33 protein-coding genes are annotated in these 22,021 nt (G+C 58.6%); 6 read left to right on the top strand and 27 right to left on the bottom strand.

Translation table 11 applies throughout. The features are described 5' to 3' along the window. From DBQ51_RS09910 to DBQ51_RS09845, 17 genes are all read right to left on the bottom strand, one after another. Window positions 1–435, bottom strand: coding sequence for a phage tail terminator family protein (locus DBQ51_RS09910; RefSeq protein WP_107631461.1), 435 nt, complete (start codon window positions 433–435; stop codon window positions 1–3). After that, window positions 426–848 (bottom strand): HK97 gp10 family phage protein, encoded by a 423-nt coding sequence (locus tag DBQ51_RS09905; protein ID WP_107631460.1) that lies wholly within the window; start codon window positions 846–848, stop codon window positions 426–428. Before DBQ51_RS09905 ends, DBQ51_RS09910 begins: the two co-directional genes overlap by 10 nt. Continuing rightward, entirely contained in the window at window positions 838–1,194 is a 357-nt protein-coding gene (locus DBQ51_RS09900; protein ID WP_107631459.1) for a head-tail adaptor protein, read from the bottom strand. Before DBQ51_RS09900 ends, DBQ51_RS09905 begins: the two co-directional genes overlap by 11 nt. Next, complete coding sequence (locus DBQ51_RS09895) at window positions 1,175–1,513, bottom strand: head-tail connector protein (protein ID WP_107631458.1); 339 nt, start codon at window positions 1,511–1,513, stop codon at window positions 1,175–1,177. The genes DBQ51_RS09900 and DBQ51_RS09895 overlap by 20 nt, the downstream gene beginning before the upstream one ends. Further along, entirely contained in the window at window positions 1,510–2,727 is a 1,218-nt protein-coding gene (locus DBQ51_RS09890) for a phage major capsid protein (RefSeq protein WP_107631457.1), read from the bottom strand. Before DBQ51_RS09890 ends, DBQ51_RS09895 begins: the two co-directional genes overlap by 4 nt. Window positions 2,728–2,741: 14 nt before the next feature. After that, window positions 2,742–3,488: a Clp protease ClpP gene (locus tag DBQ51_RS09885; protein WP_107631456.1), complete on the bottom strand. Its 747-nt coding sequence runs from the start codon at window positions 3,486–3,488 to the stop codon at window positions 2,742–2,744. Further along, a complete protein-coding gene (locus tag DBQ51_RS09880; RefSeq protein ID WP_107631455.1) occupies window positions 3,485–4,750 on the bottom strand; it encodes a phage portal protein in 1,266 nt (421 codons plus the stop codon). Before DBQ51_RS09880 ends, DBQ51_RS09885 begins: the two co-directional genes overlap by 4 nt. Further along, the gene (locus tag DBQ51_RS16590; RefSeq protein ID WP_159068145.1) at window positions 4,747–4,914 is read right to left on the bottom strand and encodes a hypothetical protein; all 168 of its coding nucleotides are present in this window, start codon (window positions 4,912–4,914) and stop codon (window positions 4,747–4,749) included. Before DBQ51_RS16590 ends, DBQ51_RS09880 begins: the two co-directional genes overlap by 4 nt. 2 nt (window positions 4,915–4,916) lie before the next feature. Continuing rightward, window positions 4,917–5,135 carry a hypothetical protein gene (locus tag DBQ51_RS09875; protein WP_107631454.1) on the bottom strand — a complete coding sequence of 73 codons (219 nt, stop codon included), beginning with the start codon at window positions 5,133–5,135 and terminating at the stop codon, window positions 4,917–4,919. 17 nt (window positions 5,136–5,152) lie between these two features. Further along, on the bottom strand, window positions 5,153–6,886 hold the full coding sequence (locus DBQ51_RS09870) for a terminase large subunit (RefSeq protein WP_242977889.1): 1,734 nt from the start codon (window positions 6,884–6,886) through the stop codon (window positions 5,153–5,155). 45 nt (window positions 6,887–6,931) lie between these two features. Beyond that, complete coding sequence (locus DBQ51_RS16585) at window positions 6,932–7,087, bottom strand: hypothetical protein (RefSeq protein WP_159068144.1); 156 nt, start codon at window positions 7,085–7,087, stop codon at window positions 6,932–6,934. Beyond that, on the bottom strand, window positions 7,084–7,584 hold the full coding sequence (locus DBQ51_RS09865; RefSeq protein ID WP_107631452.1) for a phage terminase small subunit P27 family: 501 nt from the start codon (window positions 7,582–7,584) through the stop codon (window positions 7,084–7,086). The genes DBQ51_RS16585 and DBQ51_RS09865 overlap by 4 nt, the downstream gene beginning before the upstream one ends. Continuing rightward, a complete protein-coding gene (locus DBQ51_RS09860) occupies window positions 7,559–8,815 on the bottom strand; it encodes a site-specific DNA-methyltransferase (protein WP_242977974.1) in 1,257 nt (418 codons plus the stop codon). Before DBQ51_RS09860 ends, DBQ51_RS09865 begins: the two co-directional genes overlap by 26 nt. A gap of 212 nt (window positions 8,816–9,027) precedes the next feature. After that, on the bottom strand, window positions 9,028–9,402 hold the full coding sequence (locus DBQ51_RS09855) for an HNH endonuclease signature motif containing protein (RefSeq protein ID WP_107631450.1): 375 nt from the start codon (window positions 9,400–9,402) through the stop codon (window positions 9,028–9,030). Next, window positions 9,392–9,601: a hypothetical protein gene (locus tag DBQ51_RS09850; protein ID WP_107631449.1), complete on the bottom strand. Its 210-nt coding sequence runs from the start codon at window positions 9,599–9,601 to the stop codon at window positions 9,392–9,394. Before DBQ51_RS09850 ends, DBQ51_RS09855 begins: the two co-directional genes overlap by 11 nt. Before the next feature lie 67 nt (window positions 9,602–9,668). Beyond that, entirely contained in the window at window positions 9,669–9,821 is a 153-nt protein-coding gene (locus DBQ51_RS16580) for a hypothetical protein (RefSeq protein WP_159068142.1), read from the bottom strand. An 8-nt stretch (window positions 9,822–9,829) separates the two neighbouring features. Next, window positions 9,830–10,666 carry a rolling circle replication-associated protein gene (locus DBQ51_RS09845; protein ID WP_107631448.1) on the bottom strand — a complete coding sequence of 279 codons (837 nt, stop codon included), beginning with the start codon at window positions 10,664–10,666 and terminating at the stop codon, window positions 9,830–9,832. A gap of 173 nt (window positions 10,667–10,839) precedes the next feature. Between DBQ51_RS09845 and DBQ51_RS09840 the strand changes: the two genes are divergently transcribed. Beyond that, window positions 10,840–11,736 (top strand): DUF2806 domain-containing protein, encoded by an 897-nt coding sequence (locus DBQ51_RS09840; protein WP_159068141.1) that lies wholly within the window; start codon window positions 10,840–10,842, stop codon window positions 11,734–11,736. Window positions 11,737–11,909: 173 nt separating this feature from the next. Here the strand turns inward: DBQ51_RS09840 and DBQ51_RS09835 are convergent, their stop codons facing one another. The 10 genes from DBQ51_RS09835 to DBQ51_RS09785 form a co-directional block, all read right to left on the bottom strand. Further along, window positions 11,910–13,463, bottom strand: a complete 1,554-nt coding sequence (locus DBQ51_RS09835; RefSeq protein ID WP_107631446.1) for a ParB/RepB/Spo0J family partition protein — start codon at window positions 13,461–13,463, stop codon at window positions 11,910–11,912. Next, the gene (locus DBQ51_RS09830; protein ID WP_107631445.1) at window positions 13,447–14,250 is read right to left on the bottom strand and encodes a ParA family protein; all 804 of its coding nucleotides are present in this window, start codon (window positions 14,248–14,250) and stop codon (window positions 13,447–13,449) included. The genes DBQ51_RS09835 and DBQ51_RS09830 overlap by 17 nt, the downstream gene beginning before the upstream one ends. Further along, window positions 14,247–14,516, bottom strand: a complete 270-nt coding sequence (locus DBQ51_RS09825; protein WP_107631444.1) for a hypothetical protein — start codon at window positions 14,514–14,516, stop codon at window positions 14,247–14,249. The genes DBQ51_RS09830 and DBQ51_RS09825 overlap by 4 nt, the downstream gene beginning before the upstream one ends. Continuing rightward, the gene (locus tag DBQ51_RS09820; protein WP_107631443.1) at window positions 14,509–14,694 is read right to left on the bottom strand and encodes a hypothetical protein; all 186 of its coding nucleotides are present in this window, start codon (window positions 14,692–14,694) and stop codon (window positions 14,509–14,511) included. The genes DBQ51_RS09825 and DBQ51_RS09820 overlap by 8 nt, the downstream gene beginning before the upstream one ends. After that, window positions 14,681–15,022: a hypothetical protein gene (locus tag DBQ51_RS09815; RefSeq protein WP_107631442.1), complete on the bottom strand. Its 342-nt coding sequence runs from the start codon at window positions 15,020–15,022 to the stop codon at window positions 14,681–14,683. The genes DBQ51_RS09820 and DBQ51_RS09815 overlap by 14 nt, the downstream gene beginning before the upstream one ends. 16 nt (window positions 15,023–15,038) lie before the next feature. After that, a complete protein-coding gene (locus DBQ51_RS09810; RefSeq protein WP_107631441.1) occupies window positions 15,039–16,328 on the bottom strand; it encodes a replicative DNA helicase in 1,290 nt (429 codons plus the stop codon). Further along, on the bottom strand, window positions 16,322–17,083 hold the full coding sequence (locus DBQ51_RS09805) for a hypothetical protein (protein WP_107631440.1): 762 nt from the start codon (window positions 17,081–17,083) through the stop codon (window positions 16,322–16,324). Before DBQ51_RS09805 ends, DBQ51_RS09810 begins: the two co-directional genes overlap by 7 nt. Window positions 17,084–17,488: 405 nt before the next feature. After that, complete coding sequence (locus DBQ51_RS09795; protein WP_107631438.1) at window positions 17,489–17,962, bottom strand: helix-turn-helix domain-containing protein; 474 nt, start codon at window positions 17,960–17,962, stop codon at window positions 17,489–17,491. Between the two features lie 35 nt (window positions 17,963–17,997). Further along, entirely contained in the window at window positions 17,998–18,216 is a 219-nt protein-coding gene (locus DBQ51_RS09790; protein WP_107631437.1) for a helix-turn-helix domain-containing protein, read from the bottom strand. Further along, window positions 18,217–18,423 (bottom strand): helix-turn-helix domain-containing protein, encoded by a 207-nt coding sequence (locus tag DBQ51_RS09785; protein ID WP_107631436.1) that lies wholly within the window; start codon window positions 18,421–18,423, stop codon window positions 18,217–18,219. A gap of 66 nt (window positions 18,424–18,489) precedes the next feature. On the opposite strand from DBQ51_RS09785, the gene DBQ51_RS09780 reads away from it, so the two are divergent. The 5 genes from DBQ51_RS09780 (at window position 18,490) to DBQ51_RS09760 (ending at window position 22,019) form a co-directional block, all read left to right on the top strand. Beyond that, window positions 18,490–18,951, top strand: coding sequence for a hypothetical protein (locus tag DBQ51_RS09780; protein WP_107631435.1), 462 nt, complete (start codon window positions 18,490–18,492; stop codon window positions 18,949–18,951). Between the two features lie 210 nt (window positions 18,952–19,161). Beyond that, window positions 19,162–19,542 (top strand): hypothetical protein, encoded by a 381-nt coding sequence (locus DBQ51_RS09775; protein WP_107631434.1) that lies wholly within the window; start codon window positions 19,162–19,164, stop codon window positions 19,540–19,542. A 224-nt stretch (window positions 19,543–19,766) separates the two neighbouring features. Continuing rightward, the gene (locus DBQ51_RS09770) at window positions 19,767–20,099 is read left to right on the top strand and encodes a helix-turn-helix transcriptional regulator (RefSeq protein WP_107631433.1); all 333 of its coding nucleotides are present in this window, start codon (window positions 19,767–19,769) and stop codon (window positions 20,097–20,099) included. Window positions 20,100–20,419: 320 nt separating this feature from the next. Beyond that, window positions 20,420–21,328, top strand: coding sequence for a BRCT domain-containing protein (locus DBQ51_RS09765; protein WP_107631432.1), 909 nt, complete (start codon window positions 20,420–20,422; stop codon window positions 21,326–21,328). A 106-nt stretch (window positions 21,329–21,434) separates the two neighbouring features. Then, window positions 21,435–22,019, top strand: coding sequence for a hypothetical protein (locus tag DBQ51_RS09760; protein WP_107631431.1), 585 nt, complete (start codon window positions 21,435–21,437; stop codon window positions 22,017–22,019). Window positions 22,020–22,021: the final 2 nt, after the last annotated feature.

The following is a 22,021-nucleotide window of genomic DNA, read 5'->3' as shown; positions in this document are numbered from 1 at the left end:
TCAGGTTGTCAGCTCCTCCCCGTTGTAAATAAGTTCCTCCATCGGCTCGCCCTCCTCTGCGGCGGTCTCGACCCACGAGACGCTGAACTGGCACGCCAGCACGTCCTGCGAGGTATCGCAGCTCGCGTCCTCGTCCAGCGGCAGCCAGATGCCGCCCGCCTCAAAGCCCCCGTCCAGCGCGGCGAGCAGCTGATCCGCCACCGCGTCGCACTCGTCGCGCGGGTGGTCCGTGTCTTTGGGATAATACCAGATGTCCACGTCCACCTCGCGCTCGCGCGCCCCGCCGCAGGCCGCGCCGCCGCCCACCGGCAGCACGTCGATCTTAAAGGACGGCCGTTTAATCGGCTTTTCTTTATCCGTTTTGGTGATCTGCACACCTGGCGCGAGATTGCTCACCAGCGCGGCTAATGCCTTGCGAACGGTTTTTATTTGCATAGCTCGTCAATCACCTCGTCCGCCAGTTCTTCGCAATTTTGATAGAACTTGTCCTCATAAGCTTCCTCTGCTTTCGCAAATACTTCTCTGCCAGGCGCAAAGCCTACTTTCCTGCCTCCCCTAACCACATCATGACCTTGCTCGATCAGATGGGCATGCGGCGCATTGGAGTAAACGCGAATGTAATGTTGACCCTGTTTCTGGTAATACTTACCCCGCTGAATACCTGCTTTGTAGTTGCCGGTGATCGTGCGCAGATTGACCAGCCGTATCTGCCTCAGCGTGCGGCGTTTCAATTCCGTGCCAGATTTTTGCATCGTTTTTTTGACTTTTTTCGGCCAGTTGCGCGACATTTTCGCTACCCAGTCCGCGTAGTCGTCCAGCTCGGACAGGTCGATGCCATCACGCGCCATCCGCCTGCACCTCGCCCTGCACCATGCGGCAGAAGATCTCCAGCCAGCCGCGCCGGTTGTAGATGGGATACCAGTACAACACGTCCAGCCGCAGGCCGCGCACGACGAAATACATCCCGCGGCAAATCTCCGGCAGCGACGCCTCGCGGATGGTCACCTTGTGGGTGATCTCCGCGCGCTCGGCCTCGCCCGGCAAGTTCTCCGTGCGGCCGCTTGTGGGCGTCACATTCGCCCATATCGTGCGCAGAGTCTGGTACGCATAATCGGTCTCGTTGTTCTCGTCGGTCACGGGTGCGGCCCGATACACGGCCGCCCGTTCCCGCAGGTCACCCGCTTGTACCGCCATCGTCCGCACCTCCGTAATTGCACCGGATTTTAAGCTGGTTAAGCATCTGCCGCACCACGGGCGGCACGGTTTCCAGCGCCTGCTGGGGCGTGTCCACGCCGCGCGCGTCGTACATCTGCAAGGTCATGGCCTGCACGATCAGGTCGTGCTGGGCGGGATTTACCTCCCGCCGCACGCCCGCGCCGCTCAGATAGGCGTCGTTCGCCTGCATCAGACCGGCGATCAGCTCGTCGTCCTCGTCATAGTCCACCTTCATGTATTTTTTGCAGGCGGCGAGGCGCTCGTCCGCCTCCTGCAGCACAGTATCCCTGTCAATCACGGGCTTTCCTCCTCTTCACTGGCGGGGTCGGTCAGCGAGATTTTCGCCGCCGCCACCGCATCCTCGTCGGTCGTCACCGCGTCCAGACGCGTGATCGCGCGTACCTCGGTCGAGTTGGTGTTCCAGGCGTTGCCGCCCACCGTGGTGGAGTCAAGCTGCATGGTCTGGCGGCGGAACAGCGTGCCGAAGCTCGCGAAATCGCCCACATAGAGCGGCGTGGTCGGCGTGTCCGCGTTCGGCAGCACCGCGTCGGACACCACATGCACCGCACGCCCGCCGATCATGTACTGGCTCGGCTGCACGGGGTTGGGCTGCAGCAGCGGGCGGCCCTGCGCGTCCTCCAACGTGTCGAGGAAATTAAAGCCGGTCTGGTTGGTCAGGAACGACGCACCGGACGCGATCATCGGGTCGAGCAGCGTGTTGACGATGGTCTTGATAGATTTGAGCGCGCCGGTCGGGGCAACCGCGGTCGCGCCAGCGTCCAGCTCCTTCAGCAGCGCCAGCAGCAGATTGTTTTCCGTGATTACGTCCTTTTTCGCCAGCCAGCGGGACAGGTACGCGATCAGGTTCTGGTCGGTGTCGTTCAGCAGGTCGTTGGATACCGGCACGATCAGCGCGTAGTCCTCCACTGTATACTTCACCTGCTCGAACGAGGGCTTGTCGTCGCGGGAGATGGTACTCATTTCCGCGACTTTGGTAAATCCCTTGGTCGGCTGGGTGTCGTACACGCGCGAGCCGGTGTTGGTGGACACGGTCTCAACGTGGAACAGCGCGGAAAGCGGGTTCAGCGCGCGCTTGCGCTCGTTGATCGCGGTCTGGATGTCCTGCGGCACGATCAGGCCGCCGTCCGCAGGGGTACCCTCGGTCAGCGCGCCCTCGTTTAGCACCGCGCGCGTCACGATCTCCGCGTTTTCGAGAAAGCGGGTACGGTCGCCGCGCGCCTGGGCGCGGATGCACTCGCAGAACGCATGGAGGCACTCGTTCGAGTTGACCGGCGTGCGCGGCGCGCCCGTCGGGTCCATGCCTGCGTTGCCCTCCGGCAGCCCCTCTTCAGCGTGCATGATTGCCTTAACGCGCGCGATCTCCGCGTCGATGGGCGCAAGCTCGGCCTGCGCCGCATCGAAAGCAGTCTGGTCGTTTGCGGTGTCAGCGGCTTTCATTTTATCCAGCACGGCCTTTTTCTTGGCCAGCAGGTCCAGCAGTTTCTTTTTCATTCCGTAAATCCTCCTTACAGCAGTTCGGTTAAATCCATTTCAGCCTCGGCCAGCGCGATCGCGCGGGCGCGGGCGGTGTTCCAATTGGACACCGGTTTGTCCATCTCCTCGGGGGCGGGCGGCGTGCCGCCGTCCGCGTGCGCCTCACGGTAGGCCGCGCGCAGCTTCTCAATATCCGGCGCGCCGCCCACAGCGTTAAATACGTTCATCGGGTTTACCGGCGCTCCCGCGTCCGCGCCGATGATCTCGTCCAGCAGTCCGGCGTCCAGCGCCTCCTGCGCGGTTAGGAACGTCTCGCGGTCCATCATGCGGCGCAGCGCGTCGCGGCTGGTCTTGCCCTTGACCTTGGTCTCATAGGCCGCGATGATCGAGCCGGTCACGGCCTCCAGCATCTGCACGCTCTCGCGGTGTACGATCTGATTGCCCTCGGTCCATGTGCTCGGCAGGTGGATCATCACCTGCCCTACCGGACTGGCCGCGGCCACATCCGCACCCGCCAGCACGACGGACGCCGCCGATCCGGCAAGGCTCTGCACCTCGGCGCGCGTCGGCACTGTCGCGCCGCGCAGCAGGGAGTACATTTCGAATCCCGCGTACACCGAGCCGCCGCCCGAGTTGATTTCCAGCACAAACTCCTCGCCCGCGGGATTGTCCGCAAGCGCCTGCCGGATATCGGACGGGCTGACCGCCGCCAGCCCGAACCAGCGGTAGATGGGCGCGTCCTCGTCCGCACAGATCGTGCCTTTCAGGTTGTATCTCATTTGTTCTCACCGCCCTCCTTTGGTTCGTTGCGGTTAATCGATAATTCTCGGAACAGATCAGCCGGAATATAGTTGAGCGAAGCGTAATGCTCATCGCCGCCCGCAATGTCCGGCATATCCTCCAGCGCGAGGATATTGTTAATGCTGTATGCGCCAATCTCGCGCATGCTCTTGAACCATGCGGCGCGCGCCGCCCAATCCCCGCGCAGCTCGCCCATCATGTTGCGCCGGAGCTGCAGGCCGCGCTGCTGCTCGCTGGCAAGCAGCAGCTTGTAGGTGTCCTCCTGCTCATGCTCGGCCACGATTGGGGAGAGCGTCCGCTGCATGTACTCGATCGCCGCCTGCACGTTGCTCGCGTAGGTCTGCTTACCCACGCCCAGCTTGTACAGCGGGATATTAAACAGCCGCCCCACGTCCTCAATGGACGCCGCCTTGCTCTCAATAAACTGCGCGTCGCGGTTGGAGGCCGTGACCGGCGTGTATTTCATGCCGAAATCCATGACCGCCGTGCGGAAAGCATTGTCCGCGCCCGTGTACAGGTTCTCCCACTCGCGCCGGATCGCGTCCTTAATGGAGATCGTCGTTCCGTCCGCCTGTTTGATATCCGGCTTGTTTGTCAGGTCGGTTTCCGTGTACAGAATGCCGGTCAGCTTCGCGCCGTTTTTATAAAAGCCGACCTCGTATTTCTGCGCCTGCAGCGCGGCCTCGATGGTCTCCGCGCCGCGCCGCAGATAGCTCACGCCCTCCAGCCCGTCGGTCGAGAACGCCTTGTAATGCAGCACATCGGCGGGCCAGAACTTGCGGTACTCGCCCGTGCGCGGGTTGGTGCCGACGTACCACAGCCGCCCGTTATCATCCAGATAGGGCTGCATATAGCCAGGCGCAATCGGGAGCAGCTCGGCCGGTGCGCCCCAGCGGTCCCGCCAGATCAGCGCATAGGCGTTGCCGTAGGCGATGCGGCGGCTTTCCATCAGCTTGTGGTAGTCAAAGGCCGTCATCGCCTCGGTCGGCCGGCTGGTCAGCAGGCGCAGCGCGGGGTGATCGGTCTGCCGCTCGCGCGTGCCGCTGTCCATCAGGTAGATGGGCATTTTCGCCACGCTGTCCGAGATGATCTCGATGCAAGCGTTCACCGCGGGCAGCTTCATGGCCTGCAGCTCTCTGCCGCCGAACAGCGGGCCGCCCGTGTTCCAGCCCGAGGGGTCGTCCAGCGTCAGCCTGCGCCCCTCGTTTTTGACGTGGCGCACCAGCTTTTCCAAAATCACTCGCTGTCACCCCCCAACCGGACGAGCAGCACCGCGCCGCCGATCAGCGCCGCGCCTGTCGCCAGCAGTCCGGCCACCGGCGACACCAGCCACAGCGCCACCACGATGCACACCGCGCCGCAGGCGGCAAGCGCATCGGGCAGGTACTTCAATATGCTTTTCATTTCTATTCCTCCATGCCATCCAGCAGCACGCATTCGCCGGTCGTAGCGATGCCGATATGCACAAAAAACCGGGCGCGCGCCCGTTCGTCGCGGCCGTGCTCCTGTTCCCACACCTCCACCGCCTCGCGCCAGGTCATCAGGCGCGGCTCGCGGCCGCGCCCCTGTGTGATCGCGCGGATGTCCTCCAGCGCGGCGATGTAGTCCGGTCGTTTTCCGGCCATTGTCTCCCTCCTGTCTGTCACAGCGTCCATTTGCCGGTCGCAACCGCGTCGGCAAGGTCTGGCTTCGGCGCGAGCTTGCTCGCCGCAAACGCGATGATCCAGCTCACGGTAATGTCGATGCGCCCGCGTGAGCGCTTCTTGTTGGGGTGTATATTCTCATTACTGTCCGTATCGCACCGCACGTTTGCAAAGCACTGCCGCGCGGCCGTGTTGTGGACGTGCAGCATCTCGTGCGTGCGGATGAGGTGTTCCATTTCTTTCATGGGTGGGCTGATGCTTTTCATGCTCTGCGGAATCTCCACGATCTGCGTCGGCCTGCCCGCCCCCGCGATCAGCGACATGAGCCGCTGGGTGATCGTGGTGGAAAGCCACGGGTCAAAGCCAACAATCCGCAGGTCGTAGTCTTTGGCGGCCTGCATGATGGTGTCGATCACGTCCTCATAATCGATCACGTCGCCCTCGCAGCCGCGGAGAAAGCCCGCCCGTATCCAGTCGCGGTAGGGCGCGTGGTCCGCGCGCTCGCGCGCCTCGATGTCGTCCAGCGGTATCCAGCCTGTGAACAGCGCCACCCACTTGTCCAGCCCCTCCTGGGGCGGGAACAGCAGCGTAAACGCGGTAAGGTCCGTACTCTTGGAAAGGTCCCCGCCGCCGAAGCAGCGCTTACCGCGCAGCAGCTTCACCGCGTCGCGCCAGTGCGCGCACCCCTCGGGGTTCCACTGGGTTTTGTCGTAGATCGTGACCGGTATCCAGCCCACCGTATGCGTGGCAATCCACTGGTTGAGCCGCAGCCAGCGGAACAGCCGCTCCGCCGCCTCGCTGCGCTTGGCCTCCTGCGCCTCCGCGCGGATGGTACTGAGCTTCACCGTCCTGCCGATCGAGGGGTTGCAGCGCCGCCACAATTCCTCGTCGTAGATGTTGATATTCTTCAGCTCGTCTTCGTCCTCAATCAGGCCAAGGCCGTACACGATCGGCAGCCAGCGCGGGTCGTCCATATCGCCCTCGCGGGCGCGCCCCTCGCGGCACCGCAGGATGGACAGCGCCTTTTCGTGGACCTCCCAGCCGATGCTCTTCCGGTCCGGATCGTCGCCCGCCGTCGTCAGCACGATCCACACAGGCTGCTCGCGCGCGTCGCCTGCGCCGAACGTCATAACGTCCCACAGGTCGCGGTTCGGCTGCGCGTGCAGCTCGTCAAAAATGACGCAGGACGGCTTGTAGCCGTGCTTGCTGTATGCCTCCGAGGACAAAACCTTGAGCTGGGAGCCGCTCACCGTGTCGCAGATGGTCCTGGTGCTGTCCACAATACGGCTGCGCTTTTTCAGCGCGGGCGAATGCTCCACCATCCATTTCGCGGCCGCGTACACGATGCCCGCGTTATCGCGGTCCGCCGCGACGACATACACCTCGCCGTTGATTTCCCCGTCCGCGTACAGGTGGTACACGCCCAGCGCGGCGGCAAGCTCGGACTTGCCGTTTTTCTTGGCGATCTCCAGATAGAGGTACTGGTACCGCCGGATGTACAGTCCGGCGGGGTCCGCCCCGACGCCCTCGGCCTCGATCAGCTGGCCGTAGAACTCGGTGACAGCGTCGCGCTGCCAGTCCATGAGCCGGAACGGCGCGCCGTTCGAGCAGGTCAAACACTCGATAAAATCACATACAAACGACGCCGCCTCGGCGTCAAACATCCGGCGCACCTCCTCTCCGCTCCGGCGCTGTGACGGACGGGCGGTGGTCGGAACACCGCCTGCCGCCATAGCACATTCCAGGCAGCTCTCGCCGCCCGTCACAGCGCCGGAAAATCATTGCTTTTTTCTGGTGTTCAATTTGGACATCTGATCGCGCATTTTACGGTGTGGACACTCCCGTACCCGCTCGACGCGGCGCAGCGCGCTCTCGCAAAAGCCGTACTTGTTGATCATTGGGCAAAGCAGGCTGCACATGATTCCGTTTTTCATGCCCTGCGCCGCCTTTCCGCCCGCTCGCGCAGCATTTCGGCCATCGGGTCGCCCGCCGCATCGTCCTCGGGCGGCTTCGGCACCACCAGACGGCACCGGCTGGAGATCGTCAGGCCCAGCGCGGCCGCCGCGCGGTCGCACTGGTTGAAATACCGCGTCTGCGTTTTGGACAGGTCCTCCAGCAGCGAGATCGCCTGATTCGCGATCGCGCGGTTGACCTGCTCGGTGACCGCCAGGTACGCCTGCTCGGCCAGCAGGTAGCGCGCCAGGCAGTCGTAATCGATTTCCGCTAAAATGCCGATCTCGATGAGCTGCTTTGCCAGCGTGCGGAACTTTTTGTGCAGGCTCTCCGGCAGGTAGGCCGGAGGCTTCACCCGCTTGCTTTTGGGCGGCGGCGCTTTCACCTCGGCCGCGCGCCGCGCCTCGGCCTCGGCTTTGGTCAGGTGCTTGTTTCCCTTGTATTCCAGCAGGTCAATCGGCTGTCTCGGTCCCGCCATCGGCCGCACCTCCCTCCAGCAGCACGGCCTTGCGGCCGGTCATTTCCTCCCACCGCCGGATGATCACATCGCAGTTATGCGGGGACAGCTCCATCGCCCTGCACCTGCGGCCATAGGTCTCGGCGGCAAGCACCGCTGTACCCGAGCCGCAGAACGGGTCCAGCACAAGCTCGCCCTTTTTCGTACTGTTCCGTATCTGCCGCGCGAACAACTCCACCGGCTTCATCGTCGGATGCTCCGTGCTCTCCTGCGGCTTGTCGCATAAATACACCGTACCCTGCCCGTCCCCGCCGAACCAGCGGTGGCCCGCCCGCGCGTCCCAGCCGTACAGGCACCCGTCGTAATCCGCAGGCGCAAGCCCGCCCGCAAGGCACGGCTCGTGCTGCCAGTTGTAGTCCTGCCGCCCCAGCACAAACTGGTTTTTGACCCATACAAGGTAAGCGTGGACGGGCAGCTTTGCCGCCTGGCAGGCCGCAAGGAACTGCATCGTGCTGGACGCGCCGTACCAGATGTAAAACGCCGCGCCGGGCATCAGCGCCCCGCGTGCCGCCGTCAGCGCGTCGGTGAGGAACGCCTGGAAACGGTCCGCGGGCAGGTTGTCGTTTGCGATCGTCAGATGCTCGGCCGTGCCGCCGTGGTAGTCCACGTTATATGGCGGGTCGGTCAGCAGCAGCCACGCCCGCTCGTCCCGCATCAGCCGCCGCATGTCCTCCGGTCTGGTCGCGTCGCCGCACAGCAGGCGGTGGCTCCCCAGCTCCCACAGGTCGCCCCTCCTGCACTGGTCAATTTCTTGACCCCCGTCGGGCAGGTCGGGCGCGGCGTCCCGCGCCAGCGCGTCGGACAGCCGGTACTCCCCGAAGCCCGTCAGCCGCAGGTCAAAGCCCGCGTCGAACAGCTCCTGCAGGCAGGCGTCCAGCAGGCCGTCGTCCCAATGGGATTTCTCAGCAAGGCGGTTTGATGCGATCATGTAGGCCTTACGCTGGGTGGGCGTCAGATGCTCCACATACACGCACGGCACGGCAGGCACGCACTCCGCGAGCGCCGCCTCCACCACCGCATGCCCCGCGATGATGTTCCGCTCCTGATCCACCAGCACCGGCGACACCACGCCGTACTCGCGCAGGCTGGCGCGCAGCTCGCGGATCTGCCGCTGGCTATGCACCCGCGGGTTTGCCGCGGACGGGATCAGCGCCGCGGGGTCGAGCAGCTCCAGTTTTGTTGTCGTTTCCATTCGATTCACCTCGTTTCCTCCCGCTATAGGGACACAGTTGACCATCGTTTTCCCGCCGTGGGGAGAAAATCCCACGCGGAGGGGGGCCTGCGGTCTTACGCACCCCGCCCCGAAACTTTTCCAGGGTGGGGGATATACGGGAAATCCACGGATTTCCCGCCAGGGTTCGGGCGCGTCAGGCCCGCGCCGCGCCTGTCCGAGCGTCCGGCCGGTCACCGGCGTTTCGTCCTCGCCTTTGCCCTGCTTTCGGCGGCGGTTTTGCGGCCGTGGCACGAGTGACAAAGGCTTTGCAGGTTCTCTGGGTCGATAAACTTCGACCAGTCGCCATCGTGCGGCACGACATGGTCCACGTCGGTGGCGTACACCCGCAGGCCGTGAGCAGCGCACTCTCGGCAGAACGGCTCGCGGGCAAGCTGCTCCGGCCGCAGGTCATCAGTCCAGACCGGCAGGCTGTACCAGCGCCGCCAGCGGCGGCTGTCCTCGCTGCGCCGCTCCACGCGCGGCGGCCGGTGCCGCTCGCAGTAGCCGCTGCGCACCAGCGCCGTGCAGCCCGGATGCAGGCAAGGCCGCAGGGGCTTATTTGCCACGCCGGTCACCCCGCATAGCGCGGATCGCTGACGCGCCCTCGTAGAGCATACCGTCCAGCACGCCGACGCGCCGCCACAGCCGGATGCGCACCTCGGCGCTCGGCTCGGCCTTGGCCTGTTCCCGGAGCGCGTCGCGCCGCTGACGCAGCGGGACGAGGTTGCGCTCGTATTCGTCCGCGATCTCGGCGATGGTTTTCATGGCGCGCCCTCCTTCCGGGCAAACAAAAAGAGCCTAACTCGACCGGACATTCCGTGTCGTGTTAGGCTCATGGCTCCAAGGCTCGTGGCTCGATTTCGATGTTGAATTTTTCCTTGCAGTGCTTGCACTGGTATTCCAGATTGCGGATCAGCGTCTTGTCGCTGACCGGAAACAGCTTGCGCCCGCACTTAGGGCAACAGTACCAACCGTTCTTTATCATAGTTGCTCCTATCTTCCAGTATACGCTGTTTTTCGGGTTTGTCGAGGTGGTCGCGGCTTTTTCTCCATGCCTGTGTGAGATGTTAATGGGCATTCCAAGCCAGCAACAACGCGCGTGCGTGCGCGTTGTTTATATGGTTTCGGCTCCCGCCTTGGGAGCAGGTATTTAATGTACCGGCAGCTCGCCGTCTCATTCCGGCCGCCGCCCTCGTCCAGCACCTGCGCGCCAGGCGGCGCATCCACGCTTGCGCCGTCGTCCACCCATTCATAAGTGGTGACAGGCTGCTCGAGGCCCCGCGAGCCGACGAACTGCTTTTTGCCATTGAGGCTGGCCTCCCGCCGCTCCTTGGTGAGGTATCCCGCCCAGCCATCGTACCCGCGTTCGCGGATGTAACTCAGTTGGACGTCGTCTCCCCATATCCAGAGCGACTTAAACAGTTCGAGGTCGCCGCCGACCGCATTCAGGATAATATGTGCGTGCGGCCGGTGGTCCCCGTGCCGCCCCTCCAGCACATAGATATATTTCAGGTCCGGCAGGCCGCGCGCTTTCCGGTAGGCGCGGAGCTGCGCAAACACCTTGCCGAGCCGCCGCCGCGTGACCTCTGCGCTCTCTGGCAGATCTGCGTCACGGTATGTCGCGGTGATCATCAGGTCCTCCGGCTCGAAATTGGCAGCCATCAGCATTTCCAATTTGCGCTGGGCGTTATTGCAGTTGGTGCGCGCGATCTGCTCCGCTGTCACCTCGCGGATACGCTTGCGCTCCTCTTTGCTGGCGTTCGGCCGCGGCACTGTGTAGGCGATGTCCCACACCAGCCGACCCGCGCGCGTTGTTTTGCGTCGTTTCATTTGCCCTCCGTGTTCAAATCGGACACTAAAACGGGTTCAGGGAGGCCGTAGCCTCCCGCCCCTCGTTTTTATGATTTTTCAGAATATCCGCAAATTTCGGGTTTGTCAAGTCACGCCTTGTCTCATTTCTCATTATGGTATATAATGGAGAAAAAATCGAGCGGAGGGAAATCATGTCTGAAAGTGGAAATAGCTACAGTTTAATCAATACTGATGCTTTGGGAAACTTAGGCTGTCTTTTAATCGAAAAAATCTCTCAAGCTGTTGGATGGATCGCGACACATAATACTCCGAACCGTATCGCGATACAAAATTATATTGAGGATATTCAAAACTCTGATCTTGATCCGCTCATTAAAGCAGTGAAAATATCCCATGCCAAACGTGATATTAAGGATTACTGCAACCAATCCAAAATCGTTTTTGATGCCATTTCACAACTTAATAGTACAGCTGATCCTTCCAAAATTGACGATGACTGGCTTGCCCTATTCATAGATAAAGCCCGCCTTGTTAACTCGGAATCGTTGCAAATCATTTGGTCTCGCGTTCTTGCGCAAGAGTGCAATGAGGCCGGATGTATCCCCAAGCGATTGCTCAATATTTTGTCATTTATTTCTCCAGAACAGGCCAATGCTTTTAGAATTTTATGTCAATTTACAATCTATATTATTGATGAAGATACCCCATACCCCTTTATGCCTATCATTACTTCTTTTGAGTTTGATGAATCAAACATATACTTTCGTGCTGGTCTAAGTTATTTTGATTTGCTGGAGTTAGACTCACTGGGACTACTTCGTTATTCAACAAATTATCACAACCTACAATTCGATCAATTCCCATCCACACCGATGATTTCTATCGGGAAGAAGCAATATAAAATATTGAACCCCTCAAATTCCTCAGAACTATGTTTGGGAAATGTTTTACTGACAACTGACGGTAGAGCCCTATGTTCAATTATTGACCGCACTCCACCAGAAGGCTTTTTAGAAGAATGTAGGCGCTTTTGGAAAGCCCAAAACAATATTTCTATCCACGAGGTATGCGTAGCCCCAACAGAATAAGCAAAAGCAAACACGGCCATCCAGAATGAAATAGCCAGCACAAAAAACCAACCAGCCCCAATAACGCAGTCGCAAACAGATATGCAAATACCATTTTCATTACATCACCCCCTTTTATTCCCTATGCAATGCTGCGATATCACATTCCCGCATTAAAGATGATGAGGGATTTTTTATTTCTCCTCCGTCGGAAGTTCTGCAGACCACCACTCTGCCCGCACGGCTATCTGACAGTCCGGTATTTCAGGCACATACCATGTGCCATCCCTATATAAAAGCACCGCATAATACCCGTTATCTTTGAGAACCAGCACGGACTGCCCCTCGTCCGGCTGCTCGGCCGGATACGGGTGCCAGACCGGCGCGGGCTGCGGCGTAGCTTTCGGTAGCCAACCACAACGGCCGTTACAATCCTTTGGACAGGCGATGCAGCACGCGTAAGACTCATCGCAGCACTGCGCTGCTCCGCATACGCCGTATTTGCTCAGCCCCGTCACGCACACATGGCTGTTTACATTGACCTGCGGCGGCTCGGCCACCGCCTGCTCTATCCCCTGCGCCAGCTCCCGCAACGGCGCACCCGCCGGATTGCCGAACAGCAGCTCCTGCAGATCGATGCCAATCTGATCTGTGATTTTGAGCAGCGCCGACAGGGAAAGATCGCTGTAATATGCTGCCGGATTGTCCGTCCATATCCAATCGCAAAACACAACGTTCGAAAGGTCGCGCGCACTATGCACGCCATATGCTGCCAGCCGTTCTTGCAGCTGGCGGCGCAGCTTACCAAGCGTCGATGCCTCGAAATCGTCGTTTTCCTTTCTGCGCTTTGCTTCCTGCTCCTCGGCCTCGGCGCGGGTGCGGTTCTTCCTGCTCACCCTGCCGCACACCCATTCGCAGCCGTCTGCCTTATCACAGTCATGGCAGCAGCCAGGACATACCCCGTGCTTCACCGCCGCCGCGCGCTTATCTATACCGACGCATGGCTCCACGCCATACGTTTCCTCGGGGCATTTCAGCGGTGCGAATCCGGCAGCCGCAGCCTTTTTATGCGCTTTCACGTCCTTAGCATCCAACTGCCAGAAATCGCCCTTATATAAGTCGTACAACTCGCGCTGCAGTTCCTCGCTGCACTTGCTCAGCTCGTAGGCGACCGAATCGTTGATGCGGCCTTTTTTGTAGTCGCCTTTCCACGGCTTGGACAGGTGCGCGTTGATCGCATCCGCCCGCGCGATCGCGGCCTCGCTGACCTTGAGCACGTCCGCAACGTAGGCGCGCAGCTTGCCCGGCAACTCGAGCACGCCGCGCTGTTTGAGATCAACCAGCGCCGCCTCGATCTCCCTTGCCGCGCCTGCGACCTCACTGCCGGTCAGGCCCGCGCCGCCGCGGGCCAACGTATTCGTCCAGTGCAGGATCAGCGTGCGCCGCGACGGGTCGAGGTCTGCGGCCAGCACGATGCAGGGCGCGGTTTTGCGGCCCAGCAGGGCCAGCGCATTCCGGCGGCGATGCCCTGCAATCAGCAGATACCGCTCGCCATTTGCCTGCACGACCAGCGGCTGCTGCAGGCCGACCACCTGGATGCTCTCTGCCAGCTCGTCAATGTTCCGCTGGTCGTAGCGGTTGTCCTCATTCTCGTCAATCTCGGCCAGCGGGATGTCATGCACCTGCATGGGGTTCGAATCGGACACCGCCGCGCCCAGCAGCGCGCCTACGTCAAGCCGTTTCGCCATCGTCCACACCTCCCAGGTACTCCCGCACCCATGCGCGGTAATCCCGTGCCGCGCCCGAGGTGGGCGACCATTGGCAGATCGGCTCGCCTCCCAAAACCGACTTATCTACCGGCCGCGACAGCCGGATATGGCTGTTAAACACACGCTGTCCGCTGTTTTTCCGCAGCCAGTCCTCCACCCCGATTATGTCCGGATCGTTGTACCACATGGTCAGCAGTACGCCCGCGATCCGTACCGACGGGCTGACGCGCCGCACGCTTTCCACCTGCCGCGTCAGCTCGGCCATGCCGTCGATCTCAAAGCCGCCCGGCTTGAGCGGGATCACAATATCCGTGCTCGCCGCGATCGCTGAGATGGACGCGAGCGAGAACGCGGGCGGGCAGTCTATAATGATATAATCATATGCGTCGTCCTCGATCACCGCGTCGCGCAGATCGGTGAGCGCACGCAGCGCACGCTCGCGCGGCGTCCCGCCATGCACGTCGTCCGGCAGGCTGCCGTCGAGGTCGAGCGCCGCCAGCGACATGTCCGCGGGGATCACATCCAGCCCGCGGTAAATCGTGTGCTGGATCAGTTCTGTGTAACAGGCCGCCATGCCCTCAAACAGGTCCGCGAGGCTGCCTGGCTCGGCCGGTATCCGGTAAAATTTCGACGCGTTGCCCTGATGGTCCGCGTCGATCAGCAGCACCCGCGCGCCGTATTCGGTCGCCAGGATCGCCGCCAGATTCACGGCGGTCACGGTCTTGCCGACGCCGCCTTTCAGATTGACAATAGAGATAGTGTTCACGCTTCCCCATCCTCCCCATATTTTCGATCATACTCGTCCGGTGTGATCAGGCGGCAGTCTGCCGGTTTATACAGCTTATCCAGACAGGTCAGCCCCAGGACTTCCTCAATCTTTACCTGTTCCAGCAGGCTCTCGTATGACGCGCCGGTCATTTCCTCACCGTCCTCATCGCCCAGCGTCAGGCAGATGCCTGCGGGACATGGTTTTCCATTTTCATCCATGCAAAGTCCCTGTATTTCAAGACAAATCCGAACTTTCTTACCCATTCCGACCATCCTTTCTTCGGTGCGTTCCCGCGAACTTCTCGACGATCTCCGCCGCGATACCGAGCGCGCGGGCGGTGCGCAGGTAGTCCCCTGCAAATTCCGGCTCGCATACCCTGCTCATTGCCAGCACGCGGCGGCGCTCAAAGCGCAGGATTTTGATTACTTCACGCAGGTTCATCGTCGTCCTCCTCCGGCGCGTCCGCGATCATGCGGGCGCAGCTCGGGCAGGTGTTCCAGCCGTTTTCATGCGGTCCGTCCGCCTCAAACCGCGCGATATGTCCGCATTCCCCGCACTGGTAAACATTGTGCTCCCTGTCAATCAGCCTGTACTGCACCGGCCCGAGATCGCCGTCCAGATACGATGCCGCCACACGCGGCGAATCGCATACATCCTCGTAGTCCTTGAGCTTGCACAGCGGGCCGTACAGTGCCTGCGGCACCTCGCCCCATTCTACGCCCTTAACGCCCCATACCCCGTCTGGGGTTTTCCATGTCAGTCGTCCCATTTTGCTCCTCCGTTTCCTATGCGCTTTCTATTTCCTGCTGCCCGCGGTGGCTTTTCTCCACGCGCGCCACATGGCGCGCGGCGGCGAGCTGCCCGTCCATATACTCGGCAAAAAGCTGGTGCTGGCCGTCAAACGACAGCGAAAACTCGCCCAGCCGCCCCTCTTTGTTTTTCAGCACACGCAGTTTGCGGTCGTCCGCAGGCGCGTCCTCGTCCGGATCGAGATACAGCGCCAGCACTGCGTCCGCGTCCTGCTCGATCTGGCCGGATTCGCGCAGGTCGGTCAGCGTGGGCGCGGCATCCGCGCGGCTGGCCGCGGCGCGGGAAAACTGGCTGAGCGCCACAACCAGGATGCCGTGCTCCTGCGCCATCGTGTGCAGGTCGAGCGAAATATTGGTCACCTGCTCGAACCGGTCGCGCCCGCGCCCGCGCAGCTCCTGCAGGTAGTCGATGAACACGATCCGCTGCCGCCGCGCCAGCGCGGTGGTCAGGATATCCTGCACGCCCCAGCCCGGCGCATGGACCAGCTCCAGATCGGTCGCAGTGACCTCCTTTTTCCACGTCGCCGCCCGCTGCCATTCCTCGTCGGTCATTTCGCGCCGGTTGATGCGCGCGAAATCGATGATGCAGCGGTTCGCCACCAGGCGGTTGGTCAGCTTTGCGGGGCTGGTCTCCAGACTGTAAAAGCCGACCCGCTCCTGCTGCCCCATGTGCGCCGCCATCTGCAGCGCCAGCGCGGTTTTGCCCGCCGAGGGCCGCCCCGCCAGCACCACAAAATCCCCGTGATCCGAGTACAGCCGCCGGTCCAGCTTGTCCAGCCCGTAGCTGATAAATTTCCGCTTTTCCCCCTGCTCGGTGAAAAACTGCAGCAGCGCCTGGTCCATCGTCACGACCCGCGTCCGGTTTTTCTCGCTGAGTATTTCGCCCGCCTGCCCGATCAGCTCGCGCGCCTGCATGCTTGTCCGCACCCCTGCAAGCTGCTCTGCGAGCGCCCGCAGCCGCCGCACCCGCGTCTGCTCCTGCATCGCGGCTATATACGTTTTCCAGCCGAACGCCGTCGGCGTGATATCCATGCACTGCAGCAGCAGGTTGTTATACTCCGCGCCGCAGACGCCGCGAATGGTTACCGCGTCCACCGGCCGTCCCGCCGTAAACAACCGCACCGCCGCCTGATACACCGTGCGCAGCTCGGGGATGCTGAAATCCTCCGCCCGTGTCAGGCTGATCAGCTCGCCCACGATCGACGGGTCCACCAGCAGGCAGCCGATCACGCTGTATTCCGCGTCCAGCGTTGCCTTTTCTACCATTGCTCGTATCCTCCGTTCTGACGGTGCGGTGCAGGCGCGGCGCTGCCGCCGTACTTGCCCTCCAGCACCTTGACCAGGTTATTTTCGCTCATGAGCCAGTCGAAATCTGCCCGCCAGCCCCGGTCGTTGCTGCCCGTGCAAAAGCTGCTTGCCTGCGCGCGGTAAAATACATCGATCAGCTGCTCGGACGTATAGCCGGTTGCGTAAAGACGGCGCACCGCTTTCGCCCGTTTCTCCGTCAGCTTGACCGCCTGCGGCATACCGGTGCAGATCGTGTTATACCGCTCCATCAGTTCCAGCGGTTTGATATTTCCGTCCGGCTTTTCCTCTTCTTCTTTTAACTGTGTATTTAACTGTTCCTTATACATTTCACCGTTTGGTGCCAAGTCGTCACCGTTTGGGGACGGGGTGCTGTCACCGTTTGGGGACAGCTCGCGACAAAACGGGGAAATGGGCAATTTACTCTCATCGAGCGAATAAAACAGCGTCCGGTCATGGCTGTCTCGGTTGTAATTTGCCGTCAGCACGACCCCGGCGTCTTTCAGTTTTTTGACGATGCGCTCGATCTGCCGCTTGCTCCACCAGGGAAACAGCCTTTCCATTGCACGGATGCTGTTATATGTCCAGTACCGGCCGTCATGGAAATGGCGGTCGTTGGCTTCGTTTTTTGCGATCCAAAATTGAAGCATGGCGATAAAGACCGCCTCATCCACGCCATACATGGCAGCGATCCGGCCGTCGAAATGATAAGTCATCCTTTACCGCCCCCTCCCCTTCCCTGCGGCCTGCCGCAGCGGGGTAGCTTGCCCGCCACGATCAGGTTATCGATCTTGTGCTTGGTGTGCGCAGCCGTCCAAAACTTCCTTTTGCCGCCCCGTCGGCGTGGGGGCGGTGCTGGGGCCGCCACTTGCACAGCGCGCCGCGCTGTTAGTCGTTCGGCCAGCAGGGCCTCGGTGACTTTCACCGCCGCCCCCTCCTCTCCAGCGCACGGCCGAGCAGCCGGTCCATACAAATCCCGATCGCCAGATACAGGCACCCTATCCCCAGCATCATCAACAGCCAATTTGTAACCATCGTTTATTCCTCCGTTTCCCCTGCGCCGCCTCTTGACAGCGCAGGGTTTTTGTTTTATCCTGTAAGTAGCTTTTATTTCTTTGCGCTCAGTCGCGGTTGCCGCCGCCCTGGGCGCTTTCCTTTTGCCATTGCGTTGCATAATCCAATTCCATGCCGGTTGCAATGATATCCCGCAGCTCTTCCATGATCGCGTCATGCAGTGGACGCTCCTCGGCGGTAATTATACCGTCCTCGTGAATCTCCATCAGTTGATCCAGCCGCCCATCTCTGGCGAATTTCCCAATCAGCCGATACAGCCGCATTGTCGCCTGCTCCAACGGCCTCGACTGCACCTCCGGCAGCACCCCGCCCAGCTCGCCCGATGCGATATGCTGATAGCAGAGATACGGGAAATCATAGACCTGCGCCATCCGCAAAACCGTGCTGTCCGGCGGGCGGCGGCGATCCTGCTCATATGCGCCCATTGTGTCCACGGAAACGCCTATGCGCTCCGCGGCGGTTTCCTGCGTCAAACCCTTTAGCTCGCGCGCAGTTTGATAGATATTTCGTTCGTTTCGCACACTGGTTCAATCCTCCATTCCGTGCTATAATGCGGTCAAATACCAGGGAGAAAGCCCACGCGCTGTTGACGCAGGTACTCCATATCGGCTTTTTCCTTTGCTTTTTCGTATCGTAACAGCTCGTCCTGCCGGACTTTCCACCCGCCGAGCTTGGTCGCTGACAGTTGACCACTGACGATCAGTTTGCGGACGTAGTCTTTCGAGCAGAGCCAGCGCTCCGCTACCTCTGCGATCGTTAGGTATTTACCAGACATTTAACTCACCTCCCGTTTGTTCTCGTCTGAATACAGATCATCGATGGTGCAACCGAGAAAGGCAGCCAGCTCGGGTATGTACCGGCTCGGTGGATAGCCCTCCTCGCTCTCCCACTTAACGATTGTCGGCTGCGCCACGCCAAACCGTGCCGCTAACTCAATTTGCTTGATACCCCGCGCCTCGCGGTATCGCTTGATGGTTTTCATGGACTCCCTCCTTTCTGGCGTTTTCTCTCTCCCTGTGTTAGAATGGCAGGGAAAGGAAGTGGCAAAATGCTTGACATAATACTTGAAAATCCTATTGAAGTTGCATCTGCGTTAATATCACTTATTTCTGTTCTAATTGCGTTCCACGGTGTACAGACAGGCTATTGTATTGCAAATTTTCAAATCCGATTCCAAAAAAAATCTGACGCATACGATCAATTCCTGCACGCCTTCGCGGCCTATGTATATGAACCTTCCGTTCCGGCTAAGGAACGTCTTACATCGGCGCTGTATACCGCTGCGCTGTTTGCACCTCCCCATGTAATACGAGCTCTAAACGCTACGGCTGCTGTTGTGCTCCAAGAAAACTGGCGCGCGCCTGGCGGACCCGCCGCACTGGATGAGATAATTGATAAAGTCATCCACATCCTGCACGATGACATCAAACGCGAGCATTTATCACCATGGGCCAAAAAGATTGCGAATAAGCTTTCGGCAGTAAAGTACAGTAAACAATCCCATCAATGAAACCACGAGACATGCCATTCCTCGTCTTCCTCCTCTCGGTTTTTCTTTTGAAGTGCACGCATATACATCCATTCATCCAATGCCAACAACAACGCGGCTATCGAAACAAGCAACGCCAGAACTTTAAAAAGCATCCTCTCTCACCTACTTATCGCTTTCTTGCCCTTTCCCAGTCCATGTGTTACCATGAAACAGAATGGAGGGAAAGATATGATTTCAAAAAAGAATCGCGATATCGCGATGCGTGCTATCATTGATTTCCACGCACAACACAAGAAAAGCACTTATATTCAGCCAGATTATCTATACCACCACGGGCTACCTCAAGAAATTGATGCTCAGGAGGTGGTCGACGTATTATGCGGGATGGGATATATAACCTATCGCTCTGTAGACCGAAGCTCCTTTAAGGCAATTTTCCTGACCGATAGCGGCAGATGCTACTTTGAACGAAAAGCTGATATCGCCGCAGAAAAAAGAGCTGAATTGATACGGTATGCTATTACCACGGCAATCGCTTTAATTGCTCTTGTTATTGCAGGAGTCTCACTACTATCAGAATTAGGGTTAATAGAATTGCCAAAGCCATAATCCCCCATGTAATACCCCAAGCCCAATCAGGCACACCACCATCCCATTCTTTCTTTGGCCTTTTCAAGTTCTCACCTCCTTATATCACTTACTCCATACAAAATCATTCTTTGTGATATTTACTATATATCATTACCAGTGATATGTCAATAGGAAATTCTGTTTTTTGTGCTCTATATTTTTTGATATTACTTTTTGTGATATGATATTGACGAGGTGGAACAATGAACAGGATTAAAGAACTTCGTTTGGAAGCCGGTATTCTCCAAGCTGACCTTGCGAATCAGCTTAAAGTCCGACAAAATACCGTGTCCACATGGGAAACTGGCCGATCCGAACCGGATTTGGATGCACTTCGTGAATTGTCAAAGATATTTAATACATCCATCGACTACATCCTTGGTAATACAGACATAAAAAAAGCGCCCTCTTATGAGGACGCAGGACTAAGCACGGAGGAAGCCGAACTCCTCAGGCGCTTCAGGAAAGTCTCTCCTGCTCTGCAGGAGGCCGCGCTTCGGATGCTGGAGACTGATCAGAAGAAAGAAAATTCATGACCTTCTCCATCGCGGCAGACGGATCATTTGATTTCCGTATCAGCTCTATCAGTTGTTTTTCTCGATCCGTCATGCTTTCGCTCCTTCCAAAAACCGAACAAGCGTTTGTATTCCCAATAATACACTTTATCTTGACGTTTGGCAAGAGCAATTTCAATATATAGTAAAAATTCACAAAATACAGGTGTTCAATTTGGACACAAAAAGCGCCCGCCCCAGTGGTGACGCACCGGAACGGGCAAAGGTGGAGTGTTTCACACAATCCTCCAACACCATTATACAAAGTTGGCTAAATTTGTCAATCTTTAAGGGGGATATTTATGGATCAGGATTATCGTATGTTTACCGGCCCTGCTGAGCTGCACAAAGCGATCAATATGCTGCGCGGTATCGTTGCAGGCATCGCTACCGACACGACCGTGCAGACTGACGAGATCGCAGAACTTGCCCACTGGTGCGAGCTGCATGCGCCGCTGCGCGACCGTCACCCTTTCTCCGAGATCCTCCCTATCATAGAAAACGCCTGTGCAGATGGCGTGATTACCGAGGAAGAGTCCAAGGATATCCTTTGGGTGTGCAGCAGCTTTGCCTCCAGCGGGAAATACTACGACGAGATCACCTCGTCGATCCAGTTCCTTGCCGGCATGATCCATGGCATGATGGCCGACAACACGTTAGGCGATGCAGAAATTAAAGCACTGTATGCGTGGATCAACGCCAATGATTTTCTGGCCGGTACATATCCTTTCGACGAGATCAACAGCCTGCTCTCCTCCATTATGGCCGATCATAAAATCACGGAGGACGAACGCAATACACTGCTGGCCTTTCTGAGCACGATCATCGAGTTTAAGGACTCGCTGAACCTGACCGAACAGGAATACGTCAACCTGCGCGAGCAATATTGCGTTGCCGGTATCTGCGCGTCCTGTCCTGAGATCACATTTCAAGACAAATCCTTCTGCTTTACCGGCGAGTTCAACCGCGGCCAGCGGAAAGACCTGCTTGATAAGGTGACCGAACTTGGCGGAAAGGCGAAAAAATCTGTTTCCAGCAAGACGGATTACCTCGTTGTCGGCAACTCCGGCAATCCATGCTGGGCGTATGCCTGCTATGGCCGTAAAATCGAAGAAGCGATGAACCTGCGCAAGCAGGGTGCCCATGTTGTCATCGTAAATGAGAATGACTTCTGGGATGCCGTCGACGACGCCGAAGCCGGTATCCTCTAATCAACCCGCAGACCACAACCGAACACCATTCTCTTGTGGTCTGCATTTTTACGCCCCTGCAAACCGAACAAATGTTTTGTTTCAGAAAGGAGCACCACGAACGCAAATGACAGAACACGACATCGCAGAAATCATGCAAAAGAACCTCAAGAAATATATCCTTGCAGCACTGAAAAGCTTATACCGTTACGACAACGAATTATTCTGCAACCCGGAAAACATTCATGTGCATGAAGCTGCGCTGACCACTCGTTTTGCCATGCACCTGCGCGATCAATTACGACACAATCTCACCGGCATAGACTTTGAGCGCTTTGAATTAGCAGGTTACCGAGTGGACTGTGAATACAATAGGCATGGGTCGGATTCAAAAACCGACTCTTCTAACAGCGAGCGACGTCCGGATATCCTGATTCACAAACGGGCAATTGCTTTCCTCCACGGGAACTATAACGATTCTTCCGACCAAAACATCTTATTTTGTGAAGCAAAGTGGGGAAAACTTGATAATACGGATAAAGACAAGCTCGAAATGACGGCTAAAGAATACCAATATTACTGCAGCCTTGGCATCGATAATATTACCGGCGAAGGTATAAAGCTGGTATTTCGCTTTGCAAATAACGATTATCAAGAGCAAACAGAAAAGTACAAATGGGACGCAGAAAACCAAAAGCTGGTGAAGGAATAACC

This window comes from Agathobaculum massiliense (genome assembly GCF_900291975.1).
GTDB lineage: Bacteria > Bacillota > Clostridia > Oscillospirales > Butyricicoccaceae > Agathobaculum > Agathobaculum ammoniilyticum.
Note: the sequence above shows the minus strand (reverse complement) of the source record. Positions and strands in the feature narration are given on the sequence as shown.

What these genes read in the sequence shown, in the direction of transcription:
- DBQ51_RS09910 (WP_107631461.1), bottom strand. Translation starts at nt 435, where the DNA reads ATGCAAATAAAAACCGTTCGCAAGGCATTAGCCGCGCTGGTGAGCAAT.
- DBQ51_RS09905 (WP_107631460.1), bottom strand. Translation starts at nt 848, where the DNA reads ATGGCGCGTGATGGCATCGACCTGTCCGAGCTGGACGACTACGCGGAC.
- DBQ51_RS09900 (WP_107631459.1), bottom strand. Translation starts at nt 1,194, where the DNA reads ATGGCGGTACAAGCGGGTGACCTGCGGGAACGGGCGGCCGTGTATCGG.
- DBQ51_RS09890 (WP_107631457.1), bottom strand. Translation starts at nt 2,727, where the DNA reads ATGAAAAAGAAACTGCTGGACCTGCTGGCCAAGAAAAAGGCCGTGCTG.
- DBQ51_RS09885 (WP_107631456.1), bottom strand. Translation starts at nt 3,488, where the DNA reads ATGAGATACAACCTGAAAGGCACGATCTGTGCGGACGAGGACGCGCCC.
- DBQ51_RS16590 (WP_159068145.1), bottom strand. Translation starts at nt 4,914, where the DNA reads ATGAAAAGCATATTGAAGTACCTGCCCGATGCGCTTGCCGCCTGCGGC.
- DBQ51_RS09875 (WP_107631454.1), bottom strand. Translation starts at nt 5,135, where the DNA reads ATGGCCGGAAAACGACCGGACTACATCGCCGCGCTGGAGGACATCCGC.
- DBQ51_RS09870 (WP_242977889.1), bottom strand. Translation starts at nt 6,886, where the DNA reads ATGGCGGCAGGCGGTGTTCCGACCACCGCCCGTCCGTCACAGCGCCGG.
- DBQ51_RS16585 (WP_159068144.1), bottom strand. Translation starts at nt 7,087, where the DNA reads ATGAAAAACGGAATCATGTGCAGCCTGCTTTGCCCAATGATCAACAAG.
- DBQ51_RS09865 (WP_107631452.1), bottom strand. Translation starts at nt 7,584, where the DNA reads ATGGCGGGACCGAGACAGCCGATTGACCTGCTGGAATACAAGGGAAAC.
- DBQ51_RS09860 (WP_242977974.1), bottom strand. Translation starts at nt 8,815, where the DNA reads ATGGAAACGACAACAAAACTGGAGCTGCTCGACCCCGCGGCGCTGATC.
- DBQ51_RS09850 (WP_107631449.1), bottom strand. Translation starts at nt 9,601, where the DNA reads ATGAAAACCATCGCCGAGATCGCGGACGAATACGAGCGCAACCTCGTC.
- DBQ51_RS16580 (WP_159068142.1), bottom strand. Translation starts at nt 9,821, where the DNA reads ATGATAAAGAACGGTTGGTACTGTTGCCCTAAGTGCGGGCGCAAGCTG.
- DBQ51_RS09845 (WP_107631448.1), bottom strand. Translation starts at nt 10,666, where the DNA reads ATGAAACGACGCAAAACAACGCGCGCGGGTCGGCTGGTGTGGGACATC.
- DBQ51_RS09840 (WP_159068141.1), top strand. Translation starts at nt 10,840, where the DNA reads ATGTCTGAAAGTGGAAATAGCTACAGTTTAATCAATACTGATGCTTTG.
- DBQ51_RS09835 (WP_107631446.1), bottom strand. Translation starts at nt 13,463, where the DNA reads ATGGCGAAACGGCTTGACGTAGGCGCGCTGCTGGGCGCGGCGGTGTCC.
- DBQ51_RS09825 (WP_107631444.1), bottom strand. Translation starts at nt 14,516, where the DNA reads ATGGGTAAGAAAGTTCGGATTTGTCTTGAAATACAGGGACTTTGCATG.
- DBQ51_RS09820 (WP_107631443.1), bottom strand. Translation starts at nt 14,694, where the DNA reads ATGAACCTGCGTGAAGTAATCAAAATCCTGCGCTTTGAGCGCCGCCGC.
- DBQ51_RS09815 (WP_107631442.1), bottom strand. Translation starts at nt 15,022, where the DNA reads ATGGGACGACTGACATGGAAAACCCCAGACGGGGTATGGGGCGTTAAG.
- DBQ51_RS09810 (WP_107631441.1), bottom strand. Translation starts at nt 16,328, where the DNA reads ATGGTAGAAAAGGCAACGCTGGACGCGGAATACAGCGTGATCGGCTGC.
- DBQ51_RS09805 (WP_107631440.1), bottom strand. Translation starts at nt 17,083, where the DNA reads ATGACTTATCATTTCGACGGCCGGATCGCTGCCATGTATGGCGTGGAT.
- DBQ51_RS09790 (WP_107631437.1), bottom strand. Translation starts at nt 18,216, where the DNA reads ATGTCTGGTAAATACCTAACGATCGCAGAGGTAGCGGAGCGCTGGCTC.
- DBQ51_RS09785 (WP_107631436.1), bottom strand. Translation starts at nt 18,423, where the DNA reads ATGAAAACCATCAAGCGATACCGCGAGGCGCGGGGTATCAAGCAAATT.
- DBQ51_RS09780 (WP_107631435.1), top strand. Translation starts at nt 18,490, where the DNA reads ATGCTTGACATAATACTTGAAAATCCTATTGAAGTTGCATCTGCGTTA.
- DBQ51_RS09775 (WP_107631434.1), top strand. Translation starts at nt 19,162, where the DNA reads ATGATTTCAAAAAAGAATCGCGATATCGCGATGCGTGCTATCATTGAT.
- DBQ51_RS09770 (WP_107631433.1), top strand. Translation starts at nt 19,767, where the DNA reads ATGAACAGGATTAAAGAACTTCGTTTGGAAGCCGGTATTCTCCAAGCT.
- DBQ51_RS09765 (WP_107631432.1), top strand. Translation starts at nt 20,420, where the DNA reads ATGGATCAGGATTATCGTATGTTTACCGGCCCTGCTGAGCTGCACAAA.
- DBQ51_RS09760 (WP_107631431.1), top strand. Translation starts at nt 21,435, where the DNA reads ATGACAGAACACGACATCGCAGAAATCATGCAAAAGAACCTCAAGAAA.